Origin of the sequence: Kitasatospora sp. NPDC093102, from assembly GCF_040683915.1 — a bacterium.
Taxonomy (GTDB): Bacteria; Actinomycetota; Actinomycetes; order Streptomycetales; family Streptomycetaceae; genus Kitasatospora.
In genome coordinates this window covers 165,927-192,439 of sequence record NZ_JBFBFA010000012.1, presented here as the reverse complement: position 1 = coordinate 192,439, position 26,513 = coordinate 165,927, and the positions used below count along the sequence as shown (strand labels likewise).

Sequence of the window (26,513 nt, the reverse complement as noted above, 5' to 3'; positions counted from 1 at the left end):
GCTCTCCGGAAGGAGAAGCCCTGCTGGAGGCCCCGGCCCGTGCACTTGAGTCGTTCCTCAAGCGGACGGACGCCGCGGTGCCCCCCCGGCCGCCCGGGGAACGCGCGGAGCGTGCAGAGCGCACGGGACAACGCGGAGCGTGCGGAACAAGCGCTCAGGAGGCGGGCGCGCCGGGGGCGGCGCCGCGCTCCTTGAGCATGTCGGTCATCAGCTGGAGCTCGGAGGTCTGGGCGACCACCATCGACTGCGCGAGCCGCTTCTCGGCATCGTTCCCGGCCTTGTCGACGTAGCCCTGGGCCATTTCGACGCCGCCCTTGTGGTGCTCGATCATCAGCTGGAGGTAGTACACCTCGGCGTCCCGCCCGCTGAGCGTGCGCAGCTTCGCGATCTGGGTGTTGGTGGCCATGCCCGGCATCAGCGAACCGTCGTGGGCCTGGTACTCGTGGCCCATCTTCATCCACGCCATCGGCGTGGCGGTCGAGTGCTGGGACAGCCCCCACTGGTCCAGCCAGCCCATCATCATCCCGCGCTGGTTGGCCTGGGTGTTGATGATGTCGAAGGCCAGGGTGCGGGTCGGCTCGTCCGCGGTGCGGTCCCGGACGACGAACGACAGGTCCACCGCCTGCTGGTGGTGGGTCGCCATGTCGCGGGCGAACCCGGCCTCGGGGGAGTCGTCGGCCGGGACGGACAGCGTGGACGCGCCGGACGCCGAGGTCCCGCTCGCGACCAGCGCCGGCACGCCGAGCGCCAGCGCCACGGCGGCGGCCAGCGCGGCCGGCAGCCACATGCGGCGCCGGCGCGGGGCCGAGCCCTCCTCGACGGCGTCCGCCGCGGCGTCCTCCGTCACGGCCTCGTCGGGACGGCCCGCGTCGGCGGTCACATCTGCCCCATGGTGCAGGAGGCGCCCGGCTCCTGGGTCTGCTTGCCCTGGACGTACTTGGTGAAGAACTCCTCCACCCGCGGGTCGCCGGCGCTCTCCACGATCAGCTGGGTGCTCCAGGCGTTCAGGGTGATGGTGCCCTGCTCGTCCGGGTACGGGCTCATCAGCGAGTACGGGGTCTTCTTGACCTTGTCGGAGAGGATCTTGAGGTCGTCCGGCGTGGCCTTGCCGTTGTACGTCACCCAGACCGCGCCGTGCTCCAGCGAGTGGACGGCGCGCTCGTTCTCGACCGGCTGGTCGTAGACGTGGCCCATGCAGTCCAGCCAGATCGCGTTGTGGTCGCCGCCGACCGGCGGGGTCATCGGGTAGGTGACCTTGTCCTTGACGTGGGTGCGGCTCAGTTCGCCGAAGGTCTTCACGCCCGGGATGTCCGCGTTGGCGGCGGTCTCCTTGTCCTTCTTCTTCTGGTTCTGGTCCATGACGAGCCAGGTGCCGGTGGCGATCGCACCGATCACCAGTACGCCGGCCGCCACCGAGGCGACGATCTTGTTGCGGCGGTCGCGGCGCTGTTCGGCGGCGCGCAGCTCGGCGATCCGGGCGCGGCGGTCGAGGCCGTCCTGCTTGCCGCCGGGCTTGTTGGACTGCTTGGAAGCGGAACCCATGGTGGTCGTCCTTGTCCCCGCCGCACCGGTCGGTGACGGCGGTCAGCTGGAGTGGGAGGAGGGGCGGATCCGTCGGCGGCCGAGCCGCCGGCGGTGGGTTCCGCTCAGGACCGGTGGACCTGGAGTTCGTGCAGGTCGGGCACCGGGTGCGAGCCCTCCAGCAGACCGGCGGGCACCACCCGGGGCAGCGCCTCGGGCGCGGCCGGGGCCAGCGGTGACACTGCGGGCTGCGGCTGCGGCGGCGGGTTCGGCAGCTGGGCGTCCTGCGGACAGAACGGGTGGCTGGAGCAGCCGTTGTTGCGCGGCGGCTCGCCGCCGGCGGTGCAGAGGATCCAGTGCCCCTGCTCCTCGGCCGTCCGGTGGTGGTCCGAGGGCTTCGCGGACTTGGTGACCTTCGCGGCGTGACCGGTGTAGGAGGCCTGGCCGATCGCGACCTGGACGTTGACGACGCTGACCACGCTGACGGCGCTGACCGGGGCCGAGGGCGGCGCCGGACGGCCGGAGTCGTCCGCCGCCTTCGCCTGGCCCGCGCAGGGCAGCAGCGTCAGCAGCGCGACGAGCAGCAGGACCAACAGTCCACCCGCCGGGCGGCCCGCGGATGCGGCCCTCCCCGGTCGGGGCGAACTGGGGGCCGACGCGGTCATGCGCACATTTAATCAGCCGAACGAGTGATGCGATGCCCCTCATCGGCCCCCATTTTCGGCGGCCCGCACGCCCGGATGACCAGGAAACGCCCTGCTCCGGACACATCCGGCAAGCACGGACGGAACGGAAGCGGACGAGCGGACGACGTACCCGGTGCCGGTCCGGCGAACCGGCTGGTGAGCGCGGTGGCCGGGACTTTCCGATGGGTGACCGGTTGTCGCCGAAACCCGGACAGGGTCGTCGCAGGTGGAGAACAATGTCGTCAGCCCGGCCCGCCGGGGCGGCGCGACCACGGAACGACCAGGAGCCGCCAGATGAGCAAGCAGGGTGCACCCGCACAGCCGCACCGGCCGGACGACGGCTGGTGGGACGCCGTCTACGACGGTCCGACGGGCACCCTCCCCGACACCCCGCACGCCGACCCGGGGGCCGGCAGCGTGGACGACTGGTTCGACACGGCGGTCGGGCTCATCGGGCAGCAGCGGTCGGCGGAGCCGGAGCCGGAGCCGGTGATGGAGCCGGAGCCGGTGGTGGCGGCCGCGGTGGAGGTGCCCGCGGAGGCTCCTGGGGCTCAGGGCGGGCAGGTCGGTTCGGAGAACCGGGACAGCCTCGACGACTGGTTCGACACCGCGGTCGGCGTGATCGGCGGAGCGGAGGGGATCGGGCGTCAGCGGACCTCCACGGAGACCCACCGGTTCCCGGCCCCCGCCTTCGCCGACGACGCGCCGAAGGCGGCACAGGAACCGGAGCCGGTACCCGAGCCGGAATCCGGGTCCGCAGCTGAGCCGGAGCCCGAGCCCGCAGCTGAGCCGGCATCGGCACCCGAACCCGCACCGGAGCCGGAGGCCGTACCGGTCACGGACCCGGTCTCGCTGGAGAAGCCCACCCCGCCGCCCGCCCCCGAACCGGAGCCCGAACCGGAACCCGTGCCCGAGCCCGTGCCCGAGCCCGCTGTCGAGGCCCGGTCCGAAGCCGAACCGGAGCCCGTGCCCGAGCCCGCCGTCGCCGAGCAGGCGATGGAGACGGTGGAGGCGGTGGAGCCGCCGGAGGCGAGGGAACCCGAGGCCTCCGCTGCCGCCCCCGAACCCGAACCCGTCCACACCCCGGAACCCGACCCGGAGCCCGTGGCCCAGGCCGCGGCCGTCCCGGACCCCCGTCTGGCCATCCGCGCACCGCTCGCCGACGGCGGCGCCGCCGTCCCGCACGTCGGCGAACGCCCCCCGACCTACGGACCCGAGCCGACGGCCGTACCCGAGGCGGACCCCGGCGCACTGCGCGCGCTCGTACCGGACACCGTGCTGGACGGCGCCCAGTACGGACCGTCCGTGCTGCGCGCCGCCTCCGTCCGGGGCGACTCCGCGCGCTACCGGGGCGAGCCGCGCCGCGACGCCCTGCTGGTCACCCGGTTCGGCGAGGGCCCCGACGGGCTGCTGCTCGCCGTCCTCGGCGGCTTCGACCGGGCGGGCGGCGCCGAGGACGAGGCGGTCGCCCCCGAGGCGGTCGCGGCTGCCACCGGCAAGGCGTGCCACCAACTCGCGGCCGCGATCGGGCGCAGCCGGGCCGGCCTGGCCGCCGACCTGCGCGACGGCGCCCGTGACCGGCTCCGCTACGGCCTCCAGCGCCTGGCCACCGCCGCGGCGGCCCCGCTGCGCGCCCTGGCGCCCCGGGCGGAGGGGGACGACACCCCGTCCCCGGCCTCGCTGCACTGCCTGTTGGTGTCGCTGGACCCGGAGGCCGGCCACCGCGCGGCCTTCGGTGTCGGCCCGGGCGGGCTCTACCTGCTGCGCTCCGGCCACTGGATCGACGCCTACGCGGCCCGGCTGCTGCACCACCCGGACGGCCAGCCGCCCGTCCCCGAGGCCCCGGTCCCCGGCCCGCGCCCGTTCCGCTTCCGGCTCGTCCCCGCGACGCCGGGCGACATCCTCCTCCTCTGCACCCCCGGCCTCGCCCGCCCCGTCGCCGACGAGCCGGCCGTCGCCCACTTCCTCTCCACCCACTGGGCCCACCCCCACCCCCCGGGCACTGTCGACTTCCTCCGCCAGGTCCAGGTCCGCGCCAAGGGCTACGCCGACGACCGTACGGCCGCCGCCGTCTGGACCGAGTGACGCCGGACCGGTCTACGATTCCACCCCCCGCGGGCAGAACCGGCCGGCGGGCCCATGGCAGGCCCCGCCGCAGTGGTCGCGGGCGGGTTCAGGTGCGCAGGAGGATGCCGGTGACGGCGATGGCCTGGGCGAGGGCGGCGGGGCGGCGGGCGTCCGGGAGGCCGATGGCGATGGGGACGGCGAGGCCGTCGAGCAGGGCGCGGATCTGCACCGCGCGGTCGGCGGCGGGGCCGGGGGTGAAGTCGCCGGCGGCGGCGCCCTCCTCGATGAGGGCGACCAGGTCGGCCTGCCAGGGGGCCTCGATCTCCTGCTGGCCCTGGCGGATCTCGGCGCTCGCGGGGGAGCGGCCCCACACCTCGACCCAGAGGATCCAGCGCGGGTCGCCCGCCCCCTCCGGCAGGTAGAGGCGCAGGTAGGCGTCGAGGCGCTGCCAGGGGTCGAGGACGTGGTCGGCGAGGGCCTCACGGCGGCGGGCGCCGAGCTGGTCCTCGCTCCAGCGGAGGGTTTCCAGCAGCAGCTGGTCCTTGCTGCCGAAGTAGTAGAGCAGGTGTCCGGCGCTCATCTGGAGCTGCTTGCCGAGCCCGGCCATGGTGAGTTTGGCGAGCCCGTGTTCGGCGATCGCGGCCCGGGCGGTGGCGAAGACCTCCTCGCGGGGGCGCGCCGGCCGGCGCGGGCGGGGGTCGGCCATGTGCGGATCTCCTCGGTGGAACGGAGCTCAGAAGGCTACCGAAGCGGGGTGGGGGAACCCACTCCCGCTCCGGTAGCCGTGGCAGCAGGTCAGAGTGCCTTCGGCTGCTGCTGGGTGATGCAGTGGATGCCGCCGCCGTTGGCGAAGATCTCGCGGGCGTCCACGAGTTCGACGGTGCGGCCCGGGTAGGCCTCGGCGAGGATGGCGGCGGCCTCCTGGTCGCGCGGGTCGTCGAAGGCGCACAGGACGACCGCGCCGTTGGCCACGTAGTGGTTGATGTAGGAGTAGTCGACCGGCTCGCCGTCCTCGTCCAGCAGGACGGTGGGGGCGGGCAGTTCGATGACCTCCAGCGGCCGGCCCTGGGCGTCGGTCGAGGCGCGCAGCACGGCGACCAGCTCCCGGCAGACCTCGTGGTCCGGGTGCGAGGGGTCGGGCTGGACGTGGGCGACCACGACGCCCGGGCGCACGAAGGAGGCGACGATGTCGATGTGCCCGCGGGTGCCGAACTCGTCGTAGTCGCGGGTGAGTCCGCGCGGCAGCCAGATCGCCTTGGTGGTGCCGAGGAAGGCGTGCAGCTCGGCCTCGACGTCCTCCCTGGTCCAGTCCGCGTTGCGGCCCTCGCCGAGCTGGACGGTCTCGGTGACCAGCACCGTGCCCTCGCCGTCGACGTGGATGCCGCCGCCCTCGTTGATCAGCCGGGAGGCGAAGCGCTGCACCTCCGTCAGTTCGCTGATGTGCTCGGCGATGTGCTGGTCCTTGTCCCAGCGGGCCCAGGACTGGGCGCCCCAGCCGTTGAAGATCCAGTCGGCGGCGGCCAGCGAGCCCTTGCCGTCGATCAGGAAGGACGGGCCGATGTCGCGCATCCACGCGTCGTTCAGCGGGCGTTCGACGATCTCGACCCGCTCGGAGACGTACGTGCGCGCCTGCGCCGTCTCACCGGTGTTGACGATCAGCGTCACCGGCTCGTACCCGACGATGGTGTCGGCGACGGCGGCCCAGGCCTGGCGGGCGGCGTGCAGCTGCTCGGGGCCGTCGAAGGTGGGGTTGGCGGTGGGGAAGGCCATCCAGGTGCGGTCGTGCGGGTGCCACTCGGCGGGCATCCGGTAGCCGAGCGAGGCGGGCGTGGGGGTGGTCATCATCAAGTCCCTAGGCGAATCAGAGGAAGTAGAGGCGGCTGAGCGAGACGCTGTCCGCGGGTTCGGAGCGCAGCGGTGAGCCGTCCAGTGAGACCAGCCCGGTCTCGGTGACCTCGACGTGGCCGATGCGGGCGTTGCGCACCATGTCGCGCGGCCCGATGCCGCGGGTGCCCCGTACGCCGACCCGGCGGCGGCGGGTGGGCAGCCCGTCGGCGGCCCGGTCGAGGTAGGCGCCGTCGGCGGCCGCCTGGGCGACGAAGGCCACCGAGATGTCGGCGGCGGTCGCGCCGTGGGCGCCGAACTGCGGCCCCAGGACGAGCGGTTCGCAGCGGTCGGTGGAGGCGTTGGGGTCGCCGACCACGCCGTACGCGGGGAAGCCGGCCTTGAGGACCAGCTGCGGCTTGGCGCCGAAGTGGTCCGGGCGCCACAGCACGATGTCGGCGAGCTTGCCGACCTCGATCGAGCCGACCTCGTGGGAGAGGCCGTGCGCGATGGCCGGGTTGACGGTGAGCTTGGCGATGTAGCGCAGCACGCGCTCGTTGTCGTCGCCGCCGTCCGTCGTCCCGTACGAGCCGGTGCCGTCGAGCGGGCCGAGTTCGGCCTTCATCTTCCCGGCCATGGCGAAGGTGCGGCGCACCGTCTCGCCGGCCCGGCCCATGCCCTGGGCGTCGGAGGAGGTGATGCCGATGACCCCGAGGTCGTGCAGCACGTCCTCGGCGCCCATGGTGCCGGCCCGGATGCGGTCGCGGGCCATCGCGGCGTCGCCGGGCAGGTCGACCTTGAGGTCGTGCGCGGAGACGATCATGCCGAAGTGTTCGCCGAGCGCGTCCCGGCCGAACGGCAGCGTCGGGTTGGTGGAGGAGCCGATGACGTTCGGCACGCCGGCCATCTTCAGCACGTTGGGGACGTGCCCGCCGCCGCAGCCCTCGATGTGGAAGGCGTGGATGGTGCGGCCTTCGAGGACCTTCAGGGTGTCCTCGACGGAGAGGCACTCGTTCAGGCCGTCGGTGTGCAGGGCGACCTGGACGTCGTACTCCTCGGCGACCCGCAGTGCGGTGTCCAGCGCGCGGGTGTGCGCGCCCATGTCCTCGTGCACCTTGAAGCCGGACGCGCCGCCCTCGGCCAGCGCCTCGACCAGCGGGGCCTCGTCGGAGGACGAGCCGCGGCCCAGGAAGCCGATGTTGACGGGCCAGGCGTCGAACGCGTTGAAGGCGTGCCGCAGTGCCCAGGGCGAGTTGACGCCGACGCCCCAGACCGGGCCGAACTCCTGGCCGATGATGGTGGTGACGCCGGAGGCCAGCGAGGCCTCCATGATCCGCGGCGAGAGCAGGTGGACGTGGGTGTCGATGGCGCCGGCGGTGGCGATCAGGCCCTCGCCGGAGACGATCGTGGTGCCGGTGCCGACGACCACGTCCACGCCGTCCAGGGTGTCCGGGTTGCCGGCCCGCCCGATCGAGGCGATCCGGCCGCCGATCAGCCCGATCGAGGTCTTGCGGACGCCCTGGATCGCGTCGATCACCAGCACGTTGCTGATCACCACGTCGCAGGTGTCCCGGACCGCGGCGGGCTTGAGGTGCAGGCCGTCGCGGGCGGTCTTGCCGAAGCCGGCCAGGAACTCGTCGCCGGGCGCCTGGGAGTCGGACTCCACGCGGACGATCAGTCCGCTGTCGCCGAGCCGGACGCGGTCCCCGGCGCGGGGGCCGTGCACGGAGATGTAGTCGTGGGGGGTGATCGCCGTCATGCTCCAGCCTCGCTTCGCTCGGCGGACCACGCCGGTGCGGCCGCTCTGTTCGATCGCTCTTCCCCGGCGTTCGGCCGGGGGTGACCCCGTCGCTCGCTCATGAGGGCACCTCCGCGTCGTCGAAGCCGGTCAGGTAGCCGGTCGCGCGGGCCTTCGCCAGGGCGGCCTCCTTCGCGCCGGGCGCGTCCAGCGGGCCGTCCACGAGCCCCGCGAAGCCGATCGCGACCCGCTCGCCGCCGATCGGCACCAGGCCGACCTCGACGGTGGTGCCCGGGTCGAAGCGCACCGAGGATCCGGCCGGGACGGCCAGGTGGGTGCCGTAGGCGGCGGCCCGGTCGAAGGCCAGGCGCGGATTGGCCTCGAAGAAGTGGAAGTGCGAGGTGACCGAGATCGGCACCCCGGAGGTGTTGTGGACGGGGAGCAGCAGCGTCTCCTCGATCGGGTCGTAGCCGGCGCCGTCGCCGATCAGCGCGCCGCCGGGGGCCTCGTCTCCGAGCGAGCCGGCGCCCTTGAACGGGTCGTTGACGACGGCGAGGCGGGTGCCGTCCTCGAAGACGGCCTCGACCTGGACGACGGTGACCACGTCCGGCACGCCGGGCAGCACGTCGTCGGCGGTCAGTACGGAGCGGCCGGCCTCGATGGCCTCGGCCAGGCGCAGGCCGTCGCGGGCGGCCTCGCAGACGGTGTCCGCGATCAGGGCGGTGGCCTCGGGGATGTTGAGGCGCACGCCCCGGGCGCGGCGGGCGCGGGCCAGCTCGGCTGCTGTGAAGATCAGCAGCCGGTCCCGCTCGGTGGGGGTCAGTCGCACGGTTCCTCGCTCGCGGTCGCCGGGGAGGGGGTCGGCTCGGGTCTCGGGGTGATGTTAGAACGTCGTTCAAACATCTCGGGCCATTGAACCCGCACCGGGCCGCCCTGTCCAGCGTTGCCGCTTCGCGGGCGTTCGGCTTGCTGGGCGGGGGAGGGGGGTGAGGCGACCCGTGAGTCGGCGTCCGGGCCCCGGCGCGCGGCGGGAGCGGGGCAGGGGGTGCGCGGTCGGGTGCACGGTCCGTACGGGCGCCGGGTGTGCGCGGGATCGTGGTGCGGCGTCTTCGAAAACGGCCTCTGCGCTTCGCAAACCTGTCCGGCGCGGGCAGTTGGATCACGCGGACCACCCCGTGCCCCTTTCACCCCATGTGATCGGACGCACACTGTTGCAAACGCCGTCAACTGGGCATGAGGATGAGTGGTCAGAACGAGGGGGCCACCCGGCCGGCGGGGGATCCGGGGGCGGGGGCCCGGATTTCAGGGCGGGGGCATGTGTTGATGGACGGTCAGTCGCGATTCCCGCGGCAGCGGACGAGTTCCGGCGACGCCTACTGGTCCGGGCCGGTCCAGGCGCCGGTCGGCAGCACCGGGACGACCCTGCCGGGCGCACCGGCTCCGGGTTGTGCCGTGCACCGGCGGTTGCACGTTGCGCTCGACCCGGCGGACCTGGTCGGGGTGGGCGCGGTCCGGCAGCGGCTGCGTTCGGCACTGAGCCACTGGGGGGTGCCGGAGCTGTCCGACACCGCGGAGCTGCTCTCCTCCGAGCTGGTCACCAACGCACTGCTGCACACGGGCAACGGAGCGGTGTTCGACGCGGTGCTCGGCTCGGACCACCGGCTGCGCATCGAGGTGCAGGACGGCGCCAGCAGACTGCCCGGCCGCCGGCGCGATCCGGGGGCCGAGTACGCGACCTCGGGGCGCGGCCTGCTGCTGGTGGAGGCGCTCGCGGACTCCTGGGGCGTGCAGCTGCGCGGCGACGGCAAGGTCACCTGGTTCGAACTCGCCCTGCCCTGAGCCCGGTGCCGGTACCGGCCCCGGCGTCGTCACGATCCCTACCGGCCCGATCCCCATCGCACGGCCCGGCCCTGCCGGGCCGTGCGATGGTTCGCCGTCGATTGATTCGCTGTCGAAGGAAGCCCTGAACAGAAGGCGGAACGGAAGATTTCCGGCCCGTTGCCATTGCCGCTCGGTCGAACATTGGCCAGGATGGTGGGAATGTGTGTCCACGTGCGGGGAGCAGCGGGGAGACCGAACCTCGACTGGCCGCCGCCCGTCGCACCGTCCTATCCAGCACGACCCATCACACCGCCACGCGGCCCGTCCGGACGGTCGGCGCGGTCCGCCACGGCAGCGGCAGGAGCAGCATGCCCACTGAGCCCGAGTCGCCGGGGCCGGCGCTACCTCCCGGCGCGGCGCCCGGCGTCGAGCCGCGAACCGTAGAGCCGCGAACCGTGGAGCCGAGGACCGTGGAGCCGAGGACCGTGGAAGCGCGCACTGCCGGGCCGAGAGCCGTCGAACCGCGCGTCGCCGAGCAGCCGGGCGCCCCGGAGCCGCGCACCTCCGGGCAGCCCGTCGCCGGCTCCGCCACCGCCGGGACCGGCCGGGCCCGGCCGCCCGCCCAGCCCTCGCGCCGCGGCTCCGCGGTGCGCCCGTCCCCCAGCCTCGCCGCCGCCCGGCTGGCGCCCGTGCTGTCGGGCGGGCTGCCGCCCTCCTCCGCCGACACCATGCCGGACTGGCTGGAGCCCGCGATGGCGGCCAACGGCATCGGCTCCTTCGACTGGGACATCCGCCGCGACGTCCTGGAGGGTGACCAGCGGGCCTGCATGATCATCGGACTGGACATCCTGGAACAGGGCCGCTTCGACCGCACCGCAGCCTCCTTCCTGGCCCTGCTGCACCCCGAGGACGCGCCCGTGGTGCGCCGCCGGGTCGAGCGAGCGGTGGCCGAGCTGGGCCAGTGCGGTGCCTACTACCGCACGGTCGGGGCGAACGGCGGCATGCGCGCGGTGCGCTTCCGCGGCCGGGTGCTCGCCGACGCCTTCGGCCGGGCCTCCCGGATGGTCGGCTTCGTCTGGGACGCCACCGTCGAGCTGCACAAGCGGGACCGCGCCGACCGGATGGCCCTGCTGCGCGCGGAGCGCTCCCGGTTCATCAAGGAGGCGGCGCGCGCTCTCTCCGAAGCCGTCACCGTGCGTGACGTGGCCCGGGTGTTCACCGAGCTGCCGCTGCCCGGACTGCCGCCGGACGGCCTGGTGCTGGCCTCCTTCGAGGCCGGACGCGCGCAGATCCTCGGCGCCTCCGGCTACCGCGCCGACTCGCTGGCGGTCTGGGACCGCACCGTGCTGCCGCCCGGCCACCCGGCCGCCGAGGCGCTGCGCCACCGCGTGCCGGTCTTCGTCTCGACCCGCGAGGAGTTCCGCGACGGCTACCCCGAGGTGTGGGAGCCGACCAGCCGCACCGGCCGGGGCTCCTGGGCGTACCTGCCGCTGGTGGCCAGCGGCCGGGCGATCGGCGTCTGCGTGGTCAGCTTCGACGACGAGCGCGAGCTGGACGCGGACGAGCGCACCCTGCTGACCACCCTGGGCGGGCTGGTCGCCCAGTCGCTGGCCCGGGCCCGGCTGCACGACGCCGAGCACGAACTCGCGGCCGGCCTCCAGCGGGTGATGCTGCCGCGCACCGTCCCGTCCGTCCCGGGCGTGACCACCGCGGTGCGCTACCTCGCGGCCGGCTCCGGCCTCCAGATCGGCGGCGACTGGTACGACGTGGTGCCGCTGCCCGGCGGGCACGTCGGTCTGGTGATCGGCGACGTCCAGGGCCACGACGTGCACGCGGCCGGAATCATGGGCCAGCTGCGGATCGCGCTGCGCGCCTACGCGGCCGAGGGCCACCCGCCCGCCGCCGTGATGGCCCGCGCCTCCCGCTTCCTTGCCGACCTGGACACCGACCACTTCGCGACCTGCACCTACGCCGAGGTCAACGTGGACTACGGCGTGGTCTACGCCGTCCGGGCCGGCCACCTCGACCCGGTGGTGCGCCGCGCGGACGGCACCGTCACCGTGGCGCCGGTGGCCGGCGGGCTGCCGCTGGGCATCGACCCGGACCAGGAGTACCGGGTCACCAGGTTCAGCCTGGACCCGGGCGAGACCGTGCTGCTCTGCACCGACGGGCTGGTCGAGGCGCGCGGCATGGACCTGGACGAGGGCGTCTCCCGGCTCACCCGGGTGCTCGCCCGCCCGCTGCCGGACGCCGCGGAGGCCGCCCGCGACCCGCTGGAGGAGCTGGCCGACCGGATCGCCTCCCAGGCCGCCGACTCCAGCGAGCGCGAGGACGACATAGCGCTGCTGCTCCTGCGCTGGGACGGCCCGGCCGGCGGTCTGGCCGCCCAGCAGCTGCGCCGCCGGATCGGCCAGGCCGACCTGGCGCGGGTCGCCGAGGTCCGGGCCGAGCTGCGCGACGCGCTGCGCCGCTGGGGCGTGGCCGAGTTCATCGACACCGCCGAGCTGCTCTCCTCCGAGCTGGTCACCAACGCCATCCGGCACACCGATCGGGACGCCATGTTCACCGCCCGGCTCTACCGGGAGCCGGAGGTGGACGGCGGCAGGGCCCGGCTGCGGGTCGAGGTGGAGGACGAGTCGGACCTCTGGCCGACCCGCCGGACGCCGGGGGAGCAGGCCTCCTCCGGGCGCGGGCTGATGCTGGTCGAGGCGCTCGCGGACTCCTGGGGCGTGGAGCCGCGCGGCTCCGGCAAGCGGATGTGGTTCGAGCTCAGCGGGACGGCGGCGGCAGCGGCCTGAGTCCGCGGGGGAGGAGCCGGATCCCCGGCTGCGGAGCGGATGGTTCCCCGGAATTCGTCAGCGCCGGGTGACGCGCGGACAGCCGTCGCACATGTCCTTCGGATCCGCTGTGTAGACGAGGCAGCAGCTGGCGCGGAACCGGTCCGGGCCCGGCGCGCCGTCGCCCCCGGGAGCCGGGGGTGCGAAACCGGCGCCCGGAGTGAAGGGAGCGGGGGCCGGAGCGGGGCGGTCGTCCGCGCCGGGTGTGTGCGCGGGGTCGAGGGGCTCGCCGGGCGCCAGCAGCGCGGACAGTTCGGTGCGCGCCCGCTCCTGCTCCCCGAGCAGCCCTCCCGCGTACCAGAGCCCCTCCACCGTCGCGTCGGTGGCCATCGCCCACAGCACCCGGCGTCCGCGCCGCGCCTCCGGGCCGAGGGCGGTGAGCACCGGGGCCAGGAACCCGCCCAGCGCGGACCGCAGGGCGGCGGCCAGCGCCTGCTCGTCCGGCACCGTCCGGGCCTGCTCCGAGCCGGCCGCCGGGTCCTCCGGCAGGCAGGCGAACTCCGTCGGGCGGACCGTCAGTTCGACCGCGTCGGGGCGTCGGCGCAGCGCGACGTCCCCGAGGCCGAGCAGCGGGACGCGCTGCTCCAGGAACCACGGCAGCGTGAACAGCAGCGAGACCGGCCAGACGAAGCGGTGCAGCCCGAAGCCGGCCGCGACGTCCGGGCGCAGCGGCTGCCCGTAGCGGGCGAGGCCCTGTCGGGCGTCGTGGGCGATCAGCTCGCGCACCGCTTCGGGGCGGGCGGCGAGGTCGGCGGCGGGCAGCCAGCCGTCGCCGCGCCGGGGTGGGGCGCAGCGCACCGTCAGGACGGGGGAGAGCCCGGACAGCCGGTGGTACGAGGGAGCGCCCGGTGCCGTGGGGGCGGGAGCGGGGACGCGGGTGCGCGCCCCGGTGGTGCGGGGGGCGTGCGGCCTGGGGCCGGGCCGGGTGCTGCTCGCGGTCATGGGCGGCCCCATCGGGTCGACCGGGGCGCCCATGGTCCGCCCGGCGGTGCCCGGCGGCGGTGGCGCGCCGGACGCGGCCGGACCGGGGCATGGCGGTGCCCGGGGAACGGCAAGGCGACCTGGCCGGGGTACTGCTCTCCCCGGCCAGGTTAGCCTCACCTTAGCTGATCGTTCCCCGGGTCTCGCTCGTGATGCGCCCGTCCGGGGGAGGCCCCGGCGCGCGGGTGGCGCCCAGCTGGCGTGCGAGCCAGACCGGAACCCCGCCCAGGGCGGCCACCAGCCGGGCGGCCTCGGCGCGCAGCCTCGCGGCCTCGGGCGGCTCGGACACCTCGGCGAGCGCCGCGAGCGCCGGCGCCACCCCGACGGTGAAGCCGAGTTGCTCGCGCAACCGTAGCGAGGCGTCGAAGCCCTCCCGGGCGTTCCCGCGGTCCCCGCGCGAGAGCGCCAGCGCGGCCAGGTGCCGCCAGGTGTACGAGCGCAGCAGTTCGTCCCCGCGCTCGCCGGCGCCCTCGTGCGCCCGGCGGTAGGCGATCCAGGCGGCGCTGCGGTCGCGCAGCAGGTTCTCGGCGACCAGTCCGCGCCGGAAGTCCAGCAGCGGGCGGCCCGGGGCGTCCGGCGGCAGCAGGGCCGAGGTGCGGCCGAGTGCGGCCTGTGCCTCGTCCAGCCGGTCCCGCGGGCCGAGCACGCTCGCCACGTACGCGAGGAAGCCGCGGGCGCAGGCGGCGGCGGCGCGCTGCTCGGTGCCGGAGGCCATCGCCTCCGCCAGGCGCAGCGCCTGTTCCGCCTGGGTCCAGTGCGCGGCGGTGAACAGGCACTGCTCGATGAGGAGTTCGGCCCGCCCCAGGGCCGCGTCCGGGTCGTGCTCGGCGGTCGGCCGCAGTAGTTCGGCGGCCTCCTGCCAGCACCCCCGGGACCTCAGCCGCCACACGGTGTCACCCGGCTCCTCCGCTGCCGCCCGCCTCCGCCCGTCCGGGCCGCTCGGGTCCCATCCGTGCTCCGACAACGCCACCTCCTTGTGTGCGCCATCCGGCAAGGGCACGGACCTGCCCCTGAGGCCCTGCCGCCACGACCCGCACGCATGGCGACGGCAGGGCGAAAGGCCCGCGCTGTGGCGGCAATTCAACACGGGGGTGAGCTTGTGCACCAGATCACGAGCGGAGGTTGTTGCTTTTGCGGGCAAAATGATCTAGAGGGGCGCGGGAGAACCGGTCCAGGGGCGGGAGACAGGGGCGGACCGGTGGCTCAGGAGGTCCAGCCGGTCTCCATCAGGGCCTCGGCGGCGCCGTTCGCGGGCTGCGGCACACCCGCCAGGTCCAGACTGAACAGCGCGACCAGCAGCTGTTCGCCGCGCACGGTGGCCTGGTGCGAATAACCCGCGAGGGTGAACATGGCAGCGGCCATCTCCTCGGCGTGCAGGGTCTGGAGCCAGAGGCACTCGACCGACTTCACGTCGGCGGGCTCGGTCCAGGTGTCCACCTGGGCGACCATCCGGCCGCCCAGCAGGGTGACCCCGTCGCGCTCCTGGGCCTCGGTCAGCTCCAGGTCGTCGAAGCCGAGCCACTCCAGGTAGCGGGCAGCGGTGAACACCGCGTCCTGCGAGGTGCGCACCGGGTGCGGCCGGAACGGCGCGCGGTGGCGGAACGGACGGGAGCGGCCGGCCGAGGGCGGTGCGGGCGGGGCCGGGGCCGGCGCGTTCACCGGGTGGCCCGGGTACGGGCGGGCGGACTGCGGGCCGGGGGCGGCGAGCGGCGCGGCGGTGCCGCTGCCCAGCCGGGTGGTGCGGTCCACCGGCAGCCGGACGGTGGCGCCGCAGTTACAGGTGAACTCGGGCTGCGGCCACTGGTCGGAGCGGCCGCAGTGCGGGCAGCGCATGCTCAGCCAGGAGTCCTCCCAGGACCGGAAGCGCACCTGCACGGGGACCCCGCCGCGCAGCAGCGGCACCTTGAGCGAGGCGCCGCACGGGCAGGGGAGGGAGGGCGGTTCGTAGAGGTGCTCGCGGCGGCAGGCGGGGCAGCGGATCGCCCGGGCGCCACCGCCCGGCCCCGGCCGCGTGGGGTCGTGTCCGGTGAAGTCGTCGGGCAGTCCGGCCATCGCGGGCTCCGTCCGTCGGTGTCGGGTGGTGGGACGTATCCCATGCTCCCCCGAAATGTCCGGCGCCGGACGCGGAATGGGGCAATCCTCAGGGACGGATCAGGGAATCCTGCCCACTCGGGTAGGGGCGGAATCCTTCCCGAGGGGGATGCTCGGCAGGCCCGACCGGGGACGTTCACCCGGCGGACCAGCGGGCCAGGTCGGCGGGGGTGTCGAGGTCGTCCGGGGCGGCGACGTCGGCGCACTCGACCAGGACGAGCTCCGCCGCGTGCGCCGCCAGCAGGGCGCGGGCCCCGGCGTCGCCGCGGGCGCCCGCCGCGGCCTCGGCGAAGTGCCGGGCGCCGATCAGCACCGGGTGCCCGCGCGTTCCGCCGTAGGCCGCCGCGGCCAGTTCGGCGCCCACCCGGTGGGCGGCCAGCAGCCGGGCCACCGCGGCCGGGGTGACGCCCGGGGTGTCCACCAGCATCACCAGCGCGGCCGAGGCGTGCGGCGGCAGCGCGGCCAGGCCGGCCCGCAGCGAGGAGCCCATGCCCTGCGCCCAGTCCGGATTGCCGACCAGCCGGCAGCCCGGCAGGTGCGCGGTGGCCCGCACCCGCCCGCCCTCCGCGCCCAGCACCACCGTGACGTCCGTGCAGCCGCCCGCCCGGACCACCGCCACCGCGTGCTCCACCAGCGGCCGGCCCCCGTACCGGAGCAGCGCCTTGGGTCGCCCGCCGAGGCGCCGGCCACCCCCGGCGGCGAGGACCAGCGCGGCGACCGGGGCCGGTCCGACGGGTGTCGGCACAGTCTGCATGGGGCCAGCCTGCCCGGTCGGGGCCGGGGCGCGCATTGTGGGAAGCCACAAGCGCGAGCCGTACGCGGCGGCCGCGCCCCGGCGGTTCGGCCGCTGGCCGGGCCGGGCCCGGGCCGCCTGTACTGGGGCGATGAACACCGCACCGCGCCCCCTGGTGGACCGCTTCGGCCGGGTCCACACCGACCTGCGGGTCTCGTTGACCGACCGTTGCAATCTGCGCTGCACGTACTGCATGCCGGCGCAGGGGCTGGAGTGGCTCGGGCGTGCCGAGGTGCTGGGCGACGACGAGGTGGTCCGGCTGGTGCGGATCGCCGTGGAGCGGCTGGGCGTGCGGTCGGTGCGGCTGACGGGTGGGGAGCCGCTGCTGCGGCGGGGGCTGGTGGGGCTGGTCGGACGGGTCGCGGCGCTGGGGGCCGAGGTGTCCCTGACGACGAACGGGATCGGCTTGGCGCGTACGGCGGTCGGGCTGCGGGAGGCAGGGCTGGGGCGGGTGAACGTCAGCCTCGACACCCTGCGCCCGGAGCGCTTCGCGGCGATCACCAGGCGGGACCGCATCGGTGACGTGCTGGCCGGGCTGGCGGCGGCGAAGACGGCCGGGCTGGGGCCGGTGAAGGTGAACGCGGTGCCGGTGCGCGGGGTGAACGACGACGAGATCGCGGAGCTGGCCGGGTTCGCCGTGGCGCACGGCTACCGGATGCGGTTCATCGAGTCCATGCCGCTGGACGCGCAAGGGGCGTGGGACCGTTCCGCGATGGTGAGCGCCTCCGAGATCCTGGCGCGGCTGGAGGAGCGGTTCGACCTCGTCCCCGTCGGCCGGCACGGCAACGCCCCGGCGGAGGAGTGGCGGATCGTCGGCACGGACGCCGTCGTGGGCGTGATCGCCTCCGTCACCCGGCCGTTCTGCGGCGGCTGCGACCGGGTGCGGCTGACGGCGGACGGACAGCTGCGCACCTGTCTGTTCGCCACCGAGGAGTCGGACCTGCGGGCGCTGCTGCGCGGGGGCGCCGACGATGCGGCGATCGAGGCGGCCTGGCGGGTGGCGCTGGCGGGCAAGGGGCCCGGACACGCCATCGGCAGCGCGGAGTTCGTCCGTCCCGACCGCCCGATGTCCGCCATCGGCGGCTGACCGCACGACGGGAACCGGGCGGGGCACAGGACATGAACGGGTGTGAGCTTCGACATGCTCCTGGACATCGCGTGGCGTCGGCTTGACCTTCTCTTGGGGTGGCTGATCTGCTGGTTCGCCGTCAACCCGCCCCTGACCTCGGGAGTTCTCCGTGCCCGCCCGCCGCACCGCACTGTCCGCCGCCACCGTGTTCCTGATATGCGCGCTCGCGCTGGTCGGCTGGCTGATCGGCGGCCGCGACCACAAGTCGACCGGCCCCAAGGCCGACGGCGGCACCGCCGCCCCCGCCGGAGGCACGGGCACCAGCCCGCTCCAGAACCCGGACGGCACCAAGCCCGGCCTGGCGCCGCTGACCACCCCCGAGGAGCAGAAGGCCGGCCGGGACGTCATCGCCAAGGTCGCCACCGCCGCCGTCGGCACCAAGGACGGCTACGACCGCAACGAGTTCGGCCCGGCCTGGACGGACAGCGTCGAGGGCGTCCCGTTCGGCGGCAACAAGTGCGACACCCGCAACGACCTGCTCGCCCGGGACGGCACGGCCGTCGAGCACAAGGACGGCTCGGACTGCACGGTCACCGCGATGACCATCTACGACCCGTACACCGGCAAGACCGTCCAGTGGACCAAGCAGCAGGCCGCCAAGATCCAGATCGACCACGTGATGCCGCTCTCCTACGACTGGCAGATGGGCGCCAGCAAGTGGGGCAAGGCCAAGCGCGTCCAGATCGCCAATGACCCGCTCAACCTGATCCCCGCCGACGGCTCGCAGAACGCCTCCAAGGGCGACTCCGGCCCGGCCACCTGGCTGCCCGCCAACACCGAGATCCGCTGCTCCTACGCGGTGCGCTTCGCCCAGGTCTCGCTGAAGTACCAGCTGCCCGTGACCGAGGCCGACAAGAAGGCCATGCTCCAGCAGTGCGGCGGCTGACGAGACGTCAGTCCACAGCGGCGGAGGGCGGTGCGATGTGCCCCGGGCGCGGGCCGGATGGTATTCGTGGGCGGTGGCCCCGATGACTTCCCGGCTCCCCCGGCTCCCCCGGTCGCCCGGGCGCGCCCTGCCCGCCCTCGCCGCCGCCCTCGCCCTCGCGCTGCCGAGCGGCTGCACGGGCGCCGCCCGTCCGGCCGACCGGCCGCCGCTGGACGAGCGGGTCGCCGCCGCCACGGCCCCCGCCCTGCGCGCGCTCTACGACCAGCGGATCGACTGGCGGCGCTGCCCCGACGAGGACGACGCCGACCCGGACGCGGCCGTCGTGCAGTGCGCCACCCTGAAGGTCCCGCTGGACTACGCCGACCCGGGCGGCCGTACCGTCGACGTCGCCCTCGCCAGGGTGCCCGCCGCCGACCGGAAGCGACGGATCGGCGCCCTGCTGCTCAACCCCGGCGGCCCAGGCAACTCCGGCGTCTCCATGGTCCGTTGGGGCTGGAAGGGCTACCAGGGGCCGCTGCACGACCGGTACGACCTGGTCGGCTTCGACCCGCGCGGCGCCGGGGACACCACCCCCGTCCACTGCCTGGACGACCGCACCCGCGACCAGTGGGACGCCACCGACGACCCGGCCTACGACCACGGCCGGATCCTCGCCGAGGCCTGCCGCGCCCGGCACGCCGACCTGCTCCCGCACCTCGGCACCCGCGACACCGCCCGCGACCTCGACGTGCTGCGCGGCGCCCTCGGCGAACACCGGCTGGACTTCCTCGGTTTCTCCTACGGCACCCACCTCGGCGCCCGCTACGCCGAAGAGTTCCCCGAACGCACCGGCCGGCTCGTTCTCGACGGCGCCGTCGACCACAGCGCCCCCGCAACGCGGCTCGGCATCGAACAGGCCGCCGCAGCCGAGGCCGGACTCCGGGCCTTCGCCGCCGCCTGCGCCACCGAGGACGGGCCGGCCTGCCCGCTCGGCGCCGACCCGGGCGCCGCCCCGCAGCGCCTCGCCGGCTTCCTCGACGGACTGCGCGAGCGCCCGCTGCGCGCTGCCGACGGCCGCACGCTCACTGCCGCGCTCGGCTGGGACGCCGCCCTGGACGTGCTCGCCGACGGCCACCGCTCCTGGCCCCGACTGCGCGAGGCCCTCGAACCGGCCGTCACCCGGAGCGAGGCCGAGGGCCTGCTCGCCCTCGCCGACGGCGCCGACGGCCGCGGCGAGGACGGCCGCTACCGGACACCGGCCGACGCCTACGCCGCCATCTCCTGCGCGGACGGCCCACCGCCGCCCACCGGGGCGGAACTGAGCCCGGCCCTCGCCGAACTCGCCGCCCGCGCCCCGCTGACCAGCGGACACGACCCGGTGGGCACCCTGCTCGACCCGGACTGCCGTGCCTGGCCGTTCCGTCCCTCCGAGCCGCCGCAGCCGATCCGGGCACCGGGCAGCGCGCCGATCCTGGTGATCGGCTCCACCGGCGACCCGGTCACCCCGTACGTCTGGGCGCAGCGGCTTGCCGCCGGGCTGGAACACGGGGTGCTGCTCACCCGGGACGGCGACGGGCACACCGGGTACGACAAGAGCGGCTGCGTCCGGGACGCGGTGGTCGCCTACCTGGTGGACGGCCGGCTGCCGGCGGCCGGGACGCACTGCCCGTCCGACTGAGCGGGCCGGGCACCGCGAAGGGGGCGCGCCGCGCGAACGCGGCACGCCCCCTTCGGGGTTGCGGACCCCCGGTCAGGAGGTGGGGGCCGTCAGGTCGTAGAAGGTGGTCGAACCGACCGTCTTCGCGGTGAAGTGGGCGGTCACCCAGGATTCGATCTGGGCGGACTCGCTCTCCTGCCCGCCCTCGCCGCCGGCGCCGCCGCCGAAGCCCCGGTGGGAGCCACCGCCGACGAACCAGTGCACCTTGCCCTCCTGGACGTACTTCTGGAAGCCGGCCAGAGTGAGCGAGGGGTCGGTGCCGTTGAAGCCGCCGAGGGCCATCACCGGCTCGCCGGTGGCGAGTTGGTAGCCGGCGGCACTCTGCGAACCGATCGCGGCGGCCGCCCAGGTGTAGTGGCCGGCGTTCTCCTTGAGCATGGCGGCGGCCTCGTCGGTCACCTTGGGGCCGTCGAGCAGGCCGCCCATGCCACCGGGGAGCATGCCCTCGGGGGCCTGCGTACCGGGAATGCCGTTGGTGCTGTCACCGGTGCCGTTGCCGTCACCGGTGCCGCGCTCGTGGCGGCCGTTGGCGTGGTCGGTGCCGGTGCCACCGCCCGGGAAGCCCTGCCCGCCGGGGAAGCCCCCGCCGTTCTGCCCGCGCGGTGCCAGGCCGCCCGGGAAGCCCGGCTGACCGCCCTGACCGCCCTGACCGCCCTGGCCGAACCAGCGCCCGTTGCCGTTGCCGCCGCCCGGGAATCCCTTGGCGCCGTTGCCGCCCTTGCGCCCCATGCCGCCCGGCCCGAACGCGCCCTGCACGCCCGGCCCGGCGGTCACGATCGAGCCGGTGTGCGGGGTGTTCACGGTGTCCACCGCGTACGCCGCCGGACCGCCGAGCGCCGCCGCCAGGCCCACCAGGCCCGCCACCGAGGCGATCCGCGCGCCGGTCCGCCGGGAGGCCCGGCCGGCGAACTGCCCGGCGACCAGCGCGGCCGCCGCCACCAGCCCGCCGACCAGCACCGCCCAGCGCAGCCACGGCAGGAAGTCCGAGCTGCGGCCGAGCAGTACGAACGCCCAGACGGCCGTCACCGCGAGCGTCCCGGCCAGCACCAGCGCCCAGGGCAGCCGGTGCCGGGCCCGCCACAGGCCGTCCACACCCATGCCGACCAGCGCCGCGACGGCCGGGGCCAGCGCCACCGTGTAGTACTGGTGGAAGATCCCGGACATGAAGCTGAAGATCAGCGCGGTGGAGAGCAGCCAGCCGCCCCAGACCAGGAAGGCCGCGCGGGCGGTGTCGGTGCGGGCGTAGCGGCGGGTCGCCCAGAGGCCGACCACCAGCAGGATCAGCGCGGCCGGCAGCAGCCAGGCGATCTGCCCGCCGATGTCGGTGCCGAACATCCGGGTCAGACCGGTCTCGCCCCAGCCACGTCCGCCGCCGGGCACCGCGCCGCCGCCCGGCAGGTCGAGCCCGGCCGGCATCCGGCCGCCGCCGCCTACGCTGCCGCGCTCGTTGCCGTCCACCCGGCCGAGGCCGTTGTAGCCGAAGGTGAGCGAGAGGAAGCTGTTGTCCTGCGAGCCGCCGATGTACGGGCGGGCCGAGGCCGGCATCAGCTCGACCACCGCCACCCACCAGCCGCCCGAGACCAGCAGCGCCACGCCCGCGAGCAGGGTCTGCCGCACCCGCCGCCAGAACCCGGTGGGTGCCGCGACCAGGTAGATCACCGCGAAGGCGGGCAGGATCAGGAAGGCCGCCAGGGTCTTGGTGAGGAAGGCGAGGCCGAACATCACCCCGGTGAACAGCAGCCACCGGGTGCCCGCCGCCTCGATCGCCCGCACCAGCCCGTACGCGGCCAGCGTCAGCAGCAGCACCAGCAGCGCGTCCGGGTTGTTGAAGCGGAACATCAGCGCCGCGACGGGGGTGAGCGCCAGCGCGGCGCCCGCCAGCAGGCCGCCGAGCGGGGAGAAGCGGCGGCGCACCGTCGCGTACAGCACGCCGACGGTGGCTGCGCCCATCAGTGCCTGCGGGGCCAGCACCGACCAGGAGGAGAGGCCGAAGATCCGCGCCGAGAGCGCCATCGGCCACAGTGAGGCCGGGGGCTTGTCGACGGTGATGAAGTTCGCGGCGTCCGAGGAGCCGAAGAAGAAGGCCTTCCAGCTCTGGGAACCGGCCTGCACGGCGGCCGAGTAGAAGGAGTTGGCCCAACCGGAGGCGCTGAGGCCCCACAGGTAGAGGACGGCGGTCGCGGCCAGCAGCGCCAGCAGGGCCGGGCGCACCCAGGCCGGGTCGTCCGCGCGCCCGCGCCAGGCGCGGGCGGGGAGGGTGCGCAGCCGGCCGGACCAGGAGGCCGGGCCCTTGCGGCCGGCGGGCGGCAGGGGCTGCTCGGGGAAGAGCGGTGCCGGGTCCGGCCGGGCCGGGTCCGGTCCCGGCACCTCCGGCGGCGGGTGGTTCGCGGCCTCGGGCCACGGTTCGCCGGCCGGAGGGGAGTAGCTGCTCGTGGTCATGTGCCACACGGTGGGTGGCGCGTCTGAGAGAACCGTGAGACGGGGCTGTGAGGCGTGTGTGATCTGTCGGGTGTCACGCCGACGGCGGCATGGCGATGTGCTTGCCCAGCCACTCCAGCGCCGGGGGGATCTCCCGGGTCCAGGTGTGGAAGTTGTGGCCGGCGGTGTCCAGGGTGATGGTGGACATCTTGGTGGGGGCCTTGAAGGCGGCGACCATGGCCTTGGTGTCGTCGTAGTTGTTCTCGTCGTAGGCGGTGGCCAGCAGCAGCGAGACCGGGGCGGGCGGCTGGTTCTGCAGCCGCCACAGCAGGTCGTTCTCCTGCTTCAGCTGGGCGCTGCCGCCGAACAGGTCGCCGGTGGTCGGGTCGTGGGCCGCGCTGTAGTAGCCGGAGAGCGCGATCGCCGTGCGGTAGGAGTCGGGCTTGCGCATCGCGAACTTGAGCGCGCAGTAACCGCCGGTGGAGTTGCCGATCACCGCCCGGTTGGCCGGGTCGGTGCCGATCCGGTAGGTGGTGGCGAGGGCCTTGGGCAGGTCGGTGGTGAAGAAGGTCTCCACCTGGGGGCCGTTCGGCACGTCCACGCACTCGGTGTCCCGGTCGCCGACCAGGGTGGGGCGGGTCATCACCAGGACGGTCGGCGGCAGCTTCTTCTGCTCGATCGCGTTCAGCGCGGACGCCGGGTACTGCATCAGCGAGATCAGCTTCTCCGGGGTGCCCGGGTAGCCGGTGAGCACCAGGGCCATCGGGAAGCGCTGCTTGGCGTAGTCCGGCTGGAAGTACTGCGGCGGCAGGTAGACGTACGCCTCGGTGGTCAGACCGCTGCCGGCCCCTCTGACGTCGACCTTCTGGATCTGGCCGGAGCGCTCCGGGTCCGAGCCCTGGGAGGAGTAGAACTTCTGCTCACCGGTGACGGACACCCCGGAGGCGTTCGGCGTGTGGTCGACCACGGTGCCGAGCCCGCCGCTGGTGCCGAGCAGGTCCGTCCAGGAGCTGTAGAAGCCGAAGTAGCTGTTGGCGATCAGGCCCATCGCGGCGAGCACCGACACCTGGGTGGCCAGGAAGGCGCCTATCCGGCCCAGCCAGGACTTCCAGCCCTTCCCGCCGAACCGCGGCCAGAACCACATGGTGGCGGCGAAGACGGCGATGGCGACGACCGAGGTGATGATCTGGAGGGGGAGTCCGGTGAGACTGAGCACCCGCCCGATGGTAGTTGACCATCTTGGCGGCTCCTGGAGGGGCCCTGGGAGTGATCATCACTGTCACCTGGTAATCACTTGACCACGCCGTTGCGCGATCGGCACGATGTTTCCCCGTGTGTGCACGGCCCGTGCGCAAGACGTGTTCATCTTCCTCGGGGTGGGGTTGTGGAGTTCAGGGGTAAGGCCGCTCTGGCGTTCGGCGGGGTTCTGCTGCTGGCGGCCTGTTCGAGTGGAGGCAGCGGCGGCGGGGGCGAGGCTGCGCCGACGGCGTCCTCCGCGTCCTCGGGTCCGGCCGATTTCGGCGCGGCGTTGAAGGACGCGCTGGATCCGATCAGCACCGAGCTGGGCAAGGCGGGCACGGCTGTGGACGTGCACGGTGCCTTCGAGTTGGTCGGCTCCCGGGCCGCCCGCGCCAACCGGAACCTGAAGGCGGCCGCCGCGCCGCCCGCGGCCGAGGCGGCGCGCACCGAGCTGGTGACGGCCCTGGACGTGCTCGACACCGAGGCGACGGCGATCAGCGCCGACTACCGTGACAGGAAGATCTGCACCAAGGGCGCCGCCCAGGCGCGGCTGGGCGGCGGCAAGGGCCTGGCGGGCGTCACGGCGGCCCTGGCCAAGCTGAAGGCGGCGGGCTTCCCGGCCGCCTTCACCGTCCCGGAGCTGCCCGAGCTTCCGTCGACGCCGCGCGCGCTGGACAACGGCACCCTGGTCCGAGACGGCGGGAACGACGGCGACGGCACCGTGAAGGTCAAGAACCAGTACGACACGGACGTGGTCTTCATGGTCGTGGTGGGCGACGAGACGCTGTCCTCGGTGTACGTGGCCAAGGGGCAGGAGGCCAGTATCGAGGGGATCAAGGACGGTTCGTACTCCTTCTACTACCTCAGGGGGCAGGACTGGGACTCCAGCGAGAAGATGTTCTCCCAGGGCTGCAAGTCCGTCAGGTTCGAGGGGAAGCACGAGTTCAAGCCGACCGGGACGACCTGGACCATCACCCTCAACCCGAAGGCGGGCGGCCAGGGCGGCGACCCTGCCGCGACCAAGTGGCAGAACGTGTCCACCGCGCCGCAGGCATAGCGCGTACCGGCCGATTCACGCCACAACAGCGCATCCGTAGGAGTTAGTTCGGTCCGAACTGTTGCTTCCTTGTAGTGGGCATGGCACTTTCGTGCGTCGCGGGCCCCGGCAACCAGCCGAGCACCCGCGATCCCCCACAAGGAGAGCCATGTTCAAGAGACTTGTCGCGGTGGCCGGTACGAGTGCCGTCGTCGCGGGTGGCCTGGCCTTCGCCGCCGCCCCCGCGCACGCCGTCCAGGCGGCCGACCTGACCTCCACCATCGCCCTGAGCAACTGCTCGGCCTCGCTGGTCCGTTACCCCGCCTCGGTGGCCGGCGACCGGGCGATGATGCTCACCAACGGGCACTGCCTGCCGACCATGCCCCCCGCAGGCCAGGTCATCCAGAACGTGAGCGCCAGCCGCAGCGGCACCCTGCTCGACGGCGCGGGCAACAGCCTGGGCACCGTCCAGGCCGACAAGGTGCTCTACGCGACCATGACCGGCACCGACGTCGCGCTCTACCAACTCACCGACACCTACGGGTCGATCAGCTCCAAGTACGGCGCCACCGCGCTGACCATCAGCGACTCGCACCCGGCCGACGGTGCGTCGATGTACATACCCTCGTCGTACTGGAAGCAGGTCTGGAACTGCTCCGTCAACGGCTTCGTGCCGACCCTTCGCGAGGACGAGTGGACCTGGCACGACTCGCTGCGCTACAGCTCCGGCTGCAACACCACGCACGGAACCTCCGGCTCGCCGATCGTCGACTCCGCCAGCGGGCGGATCATCGGCATCAACAACACCGGCAACGACGACGGCGCCATGTGCACCCTCAACAACCCGTGCGAGGTGGCCGCCGACGGCACCACCAAGGCCTACAAGGGCCAGAGCTACGGCGAGGAGACGTACTGGTTCACCACCTGCCTGAACTCCAGCCGGGTCATCGACCTCAACGCGTCCGGCTGCCTGCTCACCAAGCCGGCCGGCAGTGGCGCCGTCTCGGTCACCAACCCGGGCAACCAGTCCACCGCCGTCGGCGGCGCGGTGAACCTCCAGATCAACGCCTCCGGCGGCACCGCTCCGCTGTCCTACGCCGCGAGCGGCCTGCCCGCCGGGCTGTCGATCAACTCCTCCACCGGTGTCATCGCCGGCACCGCCTCCACCGCGGGCAGCTCCAACGTGACCGTCACGGTGACGGACGCCGCGGGCAAGTCGGCCTCCACCGCCTTCACCTGGACCGTCTCCGCCGGTGGCGGCAGCTGCACCCCGGCGCAGCTGCTGGGCAACGCGGGCTTCGAGACGGGTACGGCCACCCCGTGGACGGCGTCCAGCGGCGTGGTGGACAGCAGCACCTCGCAGGCGGCCCACAGCGGTTCGTGGAAGGCGTGGCTGAACGGCTACGGCTCCGCGCACTCGGACTCGCTGTCGCAGACGGTGAGCATCCCGGCGGGCTGCAAGGCGACGCTGAGCTTCTGGTTGCACATCGACACCGCCGAGTCGGGCAGCACCGCGTACGACAAGCTGACCGTGTCGGTGAACGGCACCACGCTGAAGACCTACTCCAACGTGGACGCCGCGGCCGGTTACCAGCAGCGCACCTTCGACCTGTCGGCCTACGCGGGCCAGACGGTCACCGTGAAGTTCGCCGGGACCGAGGACTCCTCGCTTCAGACCAGCTTCGTGATCGACGACACCTCGATCCAGACCAGCTGAGCCGGTGACCCCCTGCCGCGCGGCCCGTTCCCT

General features: G+C 74.1%; 20 protein-coding genes and 3 pseudogenes. 10 read left to right on the top strand and 13 right to left on the bottom strand.

Annotated elements, in window-relative coordinates:
• Positions 1 to 86 (top strand): annotated as a pseudogene (locus AB0O11_RS19275) (SsgA family sporulation/cell division regulator); the annotation flags it as partial.
• Between the two features lie 68 nt (positions 87 to 154).
• Here AB0O11_RS19275 and AB0O11_RS19270 read toward each other — a convergent pair.
• The 3 genes from AB0O11_RS19270 to AB0O11_RS19260 form a co-directional block, all read right to left on the bottom strand.
• Positions 155 to 880 carry a DUF305 domain-containing protein gene (locus AB0O11_RS19270; protein ID WP_363388063.1) on the bottom strand — a complete coding sequence of 242 codons (726 nt, stop codon included), beginning with the start codon at positions 878 to 880 and terminating at the stop codon, positions 155 to 157.
• A complete protein-coding gene (locus AB0O11_RS19265; RefSeq protein WP_224285019.1) occupies positions 877 to 1,542 on the bottom strand; it encodes a DUF3105 domain-containing protein in 666 nt (221 codons plus the stop codon). Before AB0O11_RS19265 ends, AB0O11_RS19270 begins: the two co-directional genes overlap by 4 nt.
• A 104-nt stretch (positions 1,543 to 1,646) precedes the next feature.
• Positions 1,647 to 2,114, bottom strand: coding sequence for a hypothetical protein (locus AB0O11_RS19260; protein ID WP_363388060.1), 468 nt, complete (start codon positions 2,112 to 2,114; stop codon positions 1,647 to 1,649).
• Positions 2,115 to 2,501: 387 nt separating this feature from the next.
• Between AB0O11_RS19260 and AB0O11_RS19255 the strand changes: the two genes are divergently transcribed.
• Positions 2,502 to 4,292: a hypothetical protein gene (locus AB0O11_RS19255; protein WP_363388058.1), complete on the top strand. Its 1,791-nt coding sequence runs from the start codon at positions 2,502 to 2,504 to the stop codon at positions 4,290 to 4,292.
• A gap of 88 nt (positions 4,293 to 4,380) precedes the next feature.
• On the opposite strand, the gene AB0O11_RS19250 is transcribed toward AB0O11_RS19255, so the two are convergent.
• The 4 genes from AB0O11_RS19250 to ureA form a co-directional block, all read right to left on the bottom strand.
• Complete coding sequence (locus tag AB0O11_RS19250; RefSeq protein WP_363388055.1) at positions 4,381 to 4,980, bottom strand: TetR/AcrR family transcriptional regulator; 600 nt, start codon at positions 4,978 to 4,980, stop codon at positions 4,381 to 4,383.
• Between the two features lie 89 nt (positions 4,981 to 5,069).
• The gene (locus AB0O11_RS19245) at positions 5,070 to 6,119 is read right to left on the bottom strand and encodes an agmatine deiminase family protein (RefSeq protein WP_363388052.1); all 1,050 of its coding nucleotides are present in this window, start codon (positions 6,117 to 6,119) and stop codon (positions 5,070 to 5,072) included.
• A 16-nt stretch (positions 6,120 to 6,135) separates the two neighbouring features.
• Complete coding sequence (locus AB0O11_RS19240; RefSeq protein WP_363388049.1) at positions 6,136 to 7,857, bottom strand: urease subunit alpha; 1,722 nt, start codon at positions 7,855 to 7,857, stop codon at positions 6,136 to 6,138.
• Positions 7,858 to 7,954: 97 nt separating this feature from the next.
• Complete coding sequence (ureA, locus tag AB0O11_RS19235; RefSeq protein ID WP_363388046.1) at positions 7,955 to 8,665, bottom strand: urease subunit gamma; 711 nt, start codon at positions 8,663 to 8,665, stop codon at positions 7,955 to 7,957.
• 494 nt (positions 8,666 to 9,159) lie between these two features.
• On the opposite strand from ureA, the gene AB0O11_RS19230 reads away from it, so the two are divergent.
• Positions 9,160 to 9,675 (top strand): ATP-binding protein, encoded by a 516-nt coding sequence (locus AB0O11_RS19230; protein WP_363388043.1) that lies wholly within the window; start codon positions 9,160 to 9,162, stop codon positions 9,673 to 9,675.
• 467 nt (positions 9,676 to 10,142) lie between these two features.
• Positions 10,143 to 12,455: a SpoIIE family protein phosphatase gene (locus AB0O11_RS19225; RefSeq protein ID WP_363388040.1), complete on the top strand. Its 2,313-nt coding sequence runs from the start codon at positions 10,143 to 10,145 to the stop codon at positions 12,453 to 12,455.
• Positions 12,456 to 12,512: 57 nt separating this feature from the next.
• Here the strand turns inward: AB0O11_RS19225 and AB0O11_RS19220 are convergent, their stop codons facing one another.
• The 4 genes from AB0O11_RS19220 to AB0O11_RS19205 form a co-directional block, all read right to left on the bottom strand.
• Positions 12,513 to 13,436: a (2Fe-2S)-binding protein gene (locus tag AB0O11_RS19220; RefSeq protein WP_363388037.1), complete on the bottom strand. Its 924-nt coding sequence runs from the start codon at positions 13,434 to 13,436 to the stop codon at positions 12,513 to 12,515.
• A 160-nt stretch (positions 13,437 to 13,596) separates the two neighbouring features.
• Complete coding sequence (locus tag AB0O11_RS19215) at positions 13,597 to 14,364, bottom strand: hypothetical protein (protein ID WP_363388089.1); 768 nt, start codon at positions 14,362 to 14,364, stop codon at positions 13,597 to 13,599.
• A gap of 314 nt (positions 14,365 to 14,678) precedes the next feature.
• Positions 14,679 to 15,527: a hypothetical protein gene (locus tag AB0O11_RS19210; protein WP_363388034.1), complete on the bottom strand. Its 849-nt coding sequence runs from the start codon at positions 15,525 to 15,527 to the stop codon at positions 14,679 to 14,681.
• A 175-nt stretch (positions 15,528 to 15,702) separates the two neighbouring features.
• Positions 15,703 to 16,320, bottom strand: coding sequence for a nucleotidyltransferase family protein (locus AB0O11_RS19205; protein WP_363388032.1), 618 nt, complete (start codon positions 16,318 to 16,320; stop codon positions 15,703 to 15,705).
• Between the two features lie 130 nt (positions 16,321 to 16,450).
• Here AB0O11_RS19205 and moaA point away from each other — a divergent pair, with 130 nt between their 5' ends.
• From moaA to AB0O11_RS19190, 3 genes are all read left to right on the top strand, one after another.
• On the top strand, positions 16,451 to 17,446 hold the full coding sequence (gene moaA / locus AB0O11_RS19200) for a GTP 3',8-cyclase MoaA (protein WP_363388029.1): 996 nt from the start codon (positions 16,451 to 16,453) through the stop codon (positions 17,444 to 17,446).
• A 151-nt stretch (positions 17,447 to 17,597) separates the two neighbouring features.
• Positions 17,598 to 18,374, top strand: coding sequence for an HNH endonuclease family protein (locus AB0O11_RS19195; protein ID WP_363388026.1), 777 nt, complete (start codon positions 17,598 to 17,600; stop codon positions 18,372 to 18,374).
• 82 nt (positions 18,375 to 18,456) lie between these two features.
• A complete protein-coding gene (locus AB0O11_RS19190) occupies positions 18,457 to 20,031 on the top strand; it encodes an alpha/beta hydrolase (protein ID WP_363388023.1) in 1,575 nt (524 codons plus the stop codon).
• 72 nt (positions 20,032 to 20,103) lie between these two features.
• Here the strand turns inward: AB0O11_RS19190 and AB0O11_RS19185 are convergent, their stop codons facing one another.
• Together AB0O11_RS19185 and AB0O11_RS19180 are read right to left on the bottom strand one after the other, a co-directional pair.
• Positions 20,104 to 22,509: a glycosyltransferase family 39 protein gene (locus AB0O11_RS19185; protein ID WP_363388020.1), complete on the bottom strand. Its 2,406-nt coding sequence runs from the start codon at positions 22,507 to 22,509 to the stop codon at positions 20,104 to 20,106.
• Positions 22,510 to 22,582: 73 nt separating this feature from the next.
• Positions 22,583 to 23,704 carry an alpha/beta hydrolase-fold protein gene (locus tag AB0O11_RS19180; RefSeq protein WP_363388017.1) on the bottom strand — a complete coding sequence of 374 codons (1,122 nt, stop codon included), beginning with the start codon at positions 23,702 to 23,704 and terminating at the stop codon, positions 22,583 to 22,585.
• A gap of 168 nt (positions 23,705 to 23,872) precedes the next feature.
• Between AB0O11_RS19180 and AB0O11_RS19175 the strand changes: the two genes are divergently transcribed.
• The 3 genes and pseudogenes from AB0O11_RS19175 to AB0O11_RS19165 all read left to right on the top strand — a co-directional run.
• Entirely contained in the window at positions 23,873 to 24,784 is a 912-nt protein-coding gene (locus AB0O11_RS19175) for a hypothetical protein (RefSeq protein WP_363388014.1), read from the top strand.
• A gap of 148 nt (positions 24,785 to 24,932) precedes the next feature.
• Positions 24,933 to 25,550, top strand: a pseudogene (locus tag AB0O11_RS19170) (serine protease); the annotation flags it as partial.
• A 213-nt stretch (positions 25,551 to 25,763) separates the two neighbouring features.
• Positions 25,764 to 26,480: pseudogene (locus AB0O11_RS19165) on the top strand (putative Ig domain-containing protein); the annotation flags it as partial.
• Positions 26,481 to 26,513 lie beyond the last annotated feature (33 nt).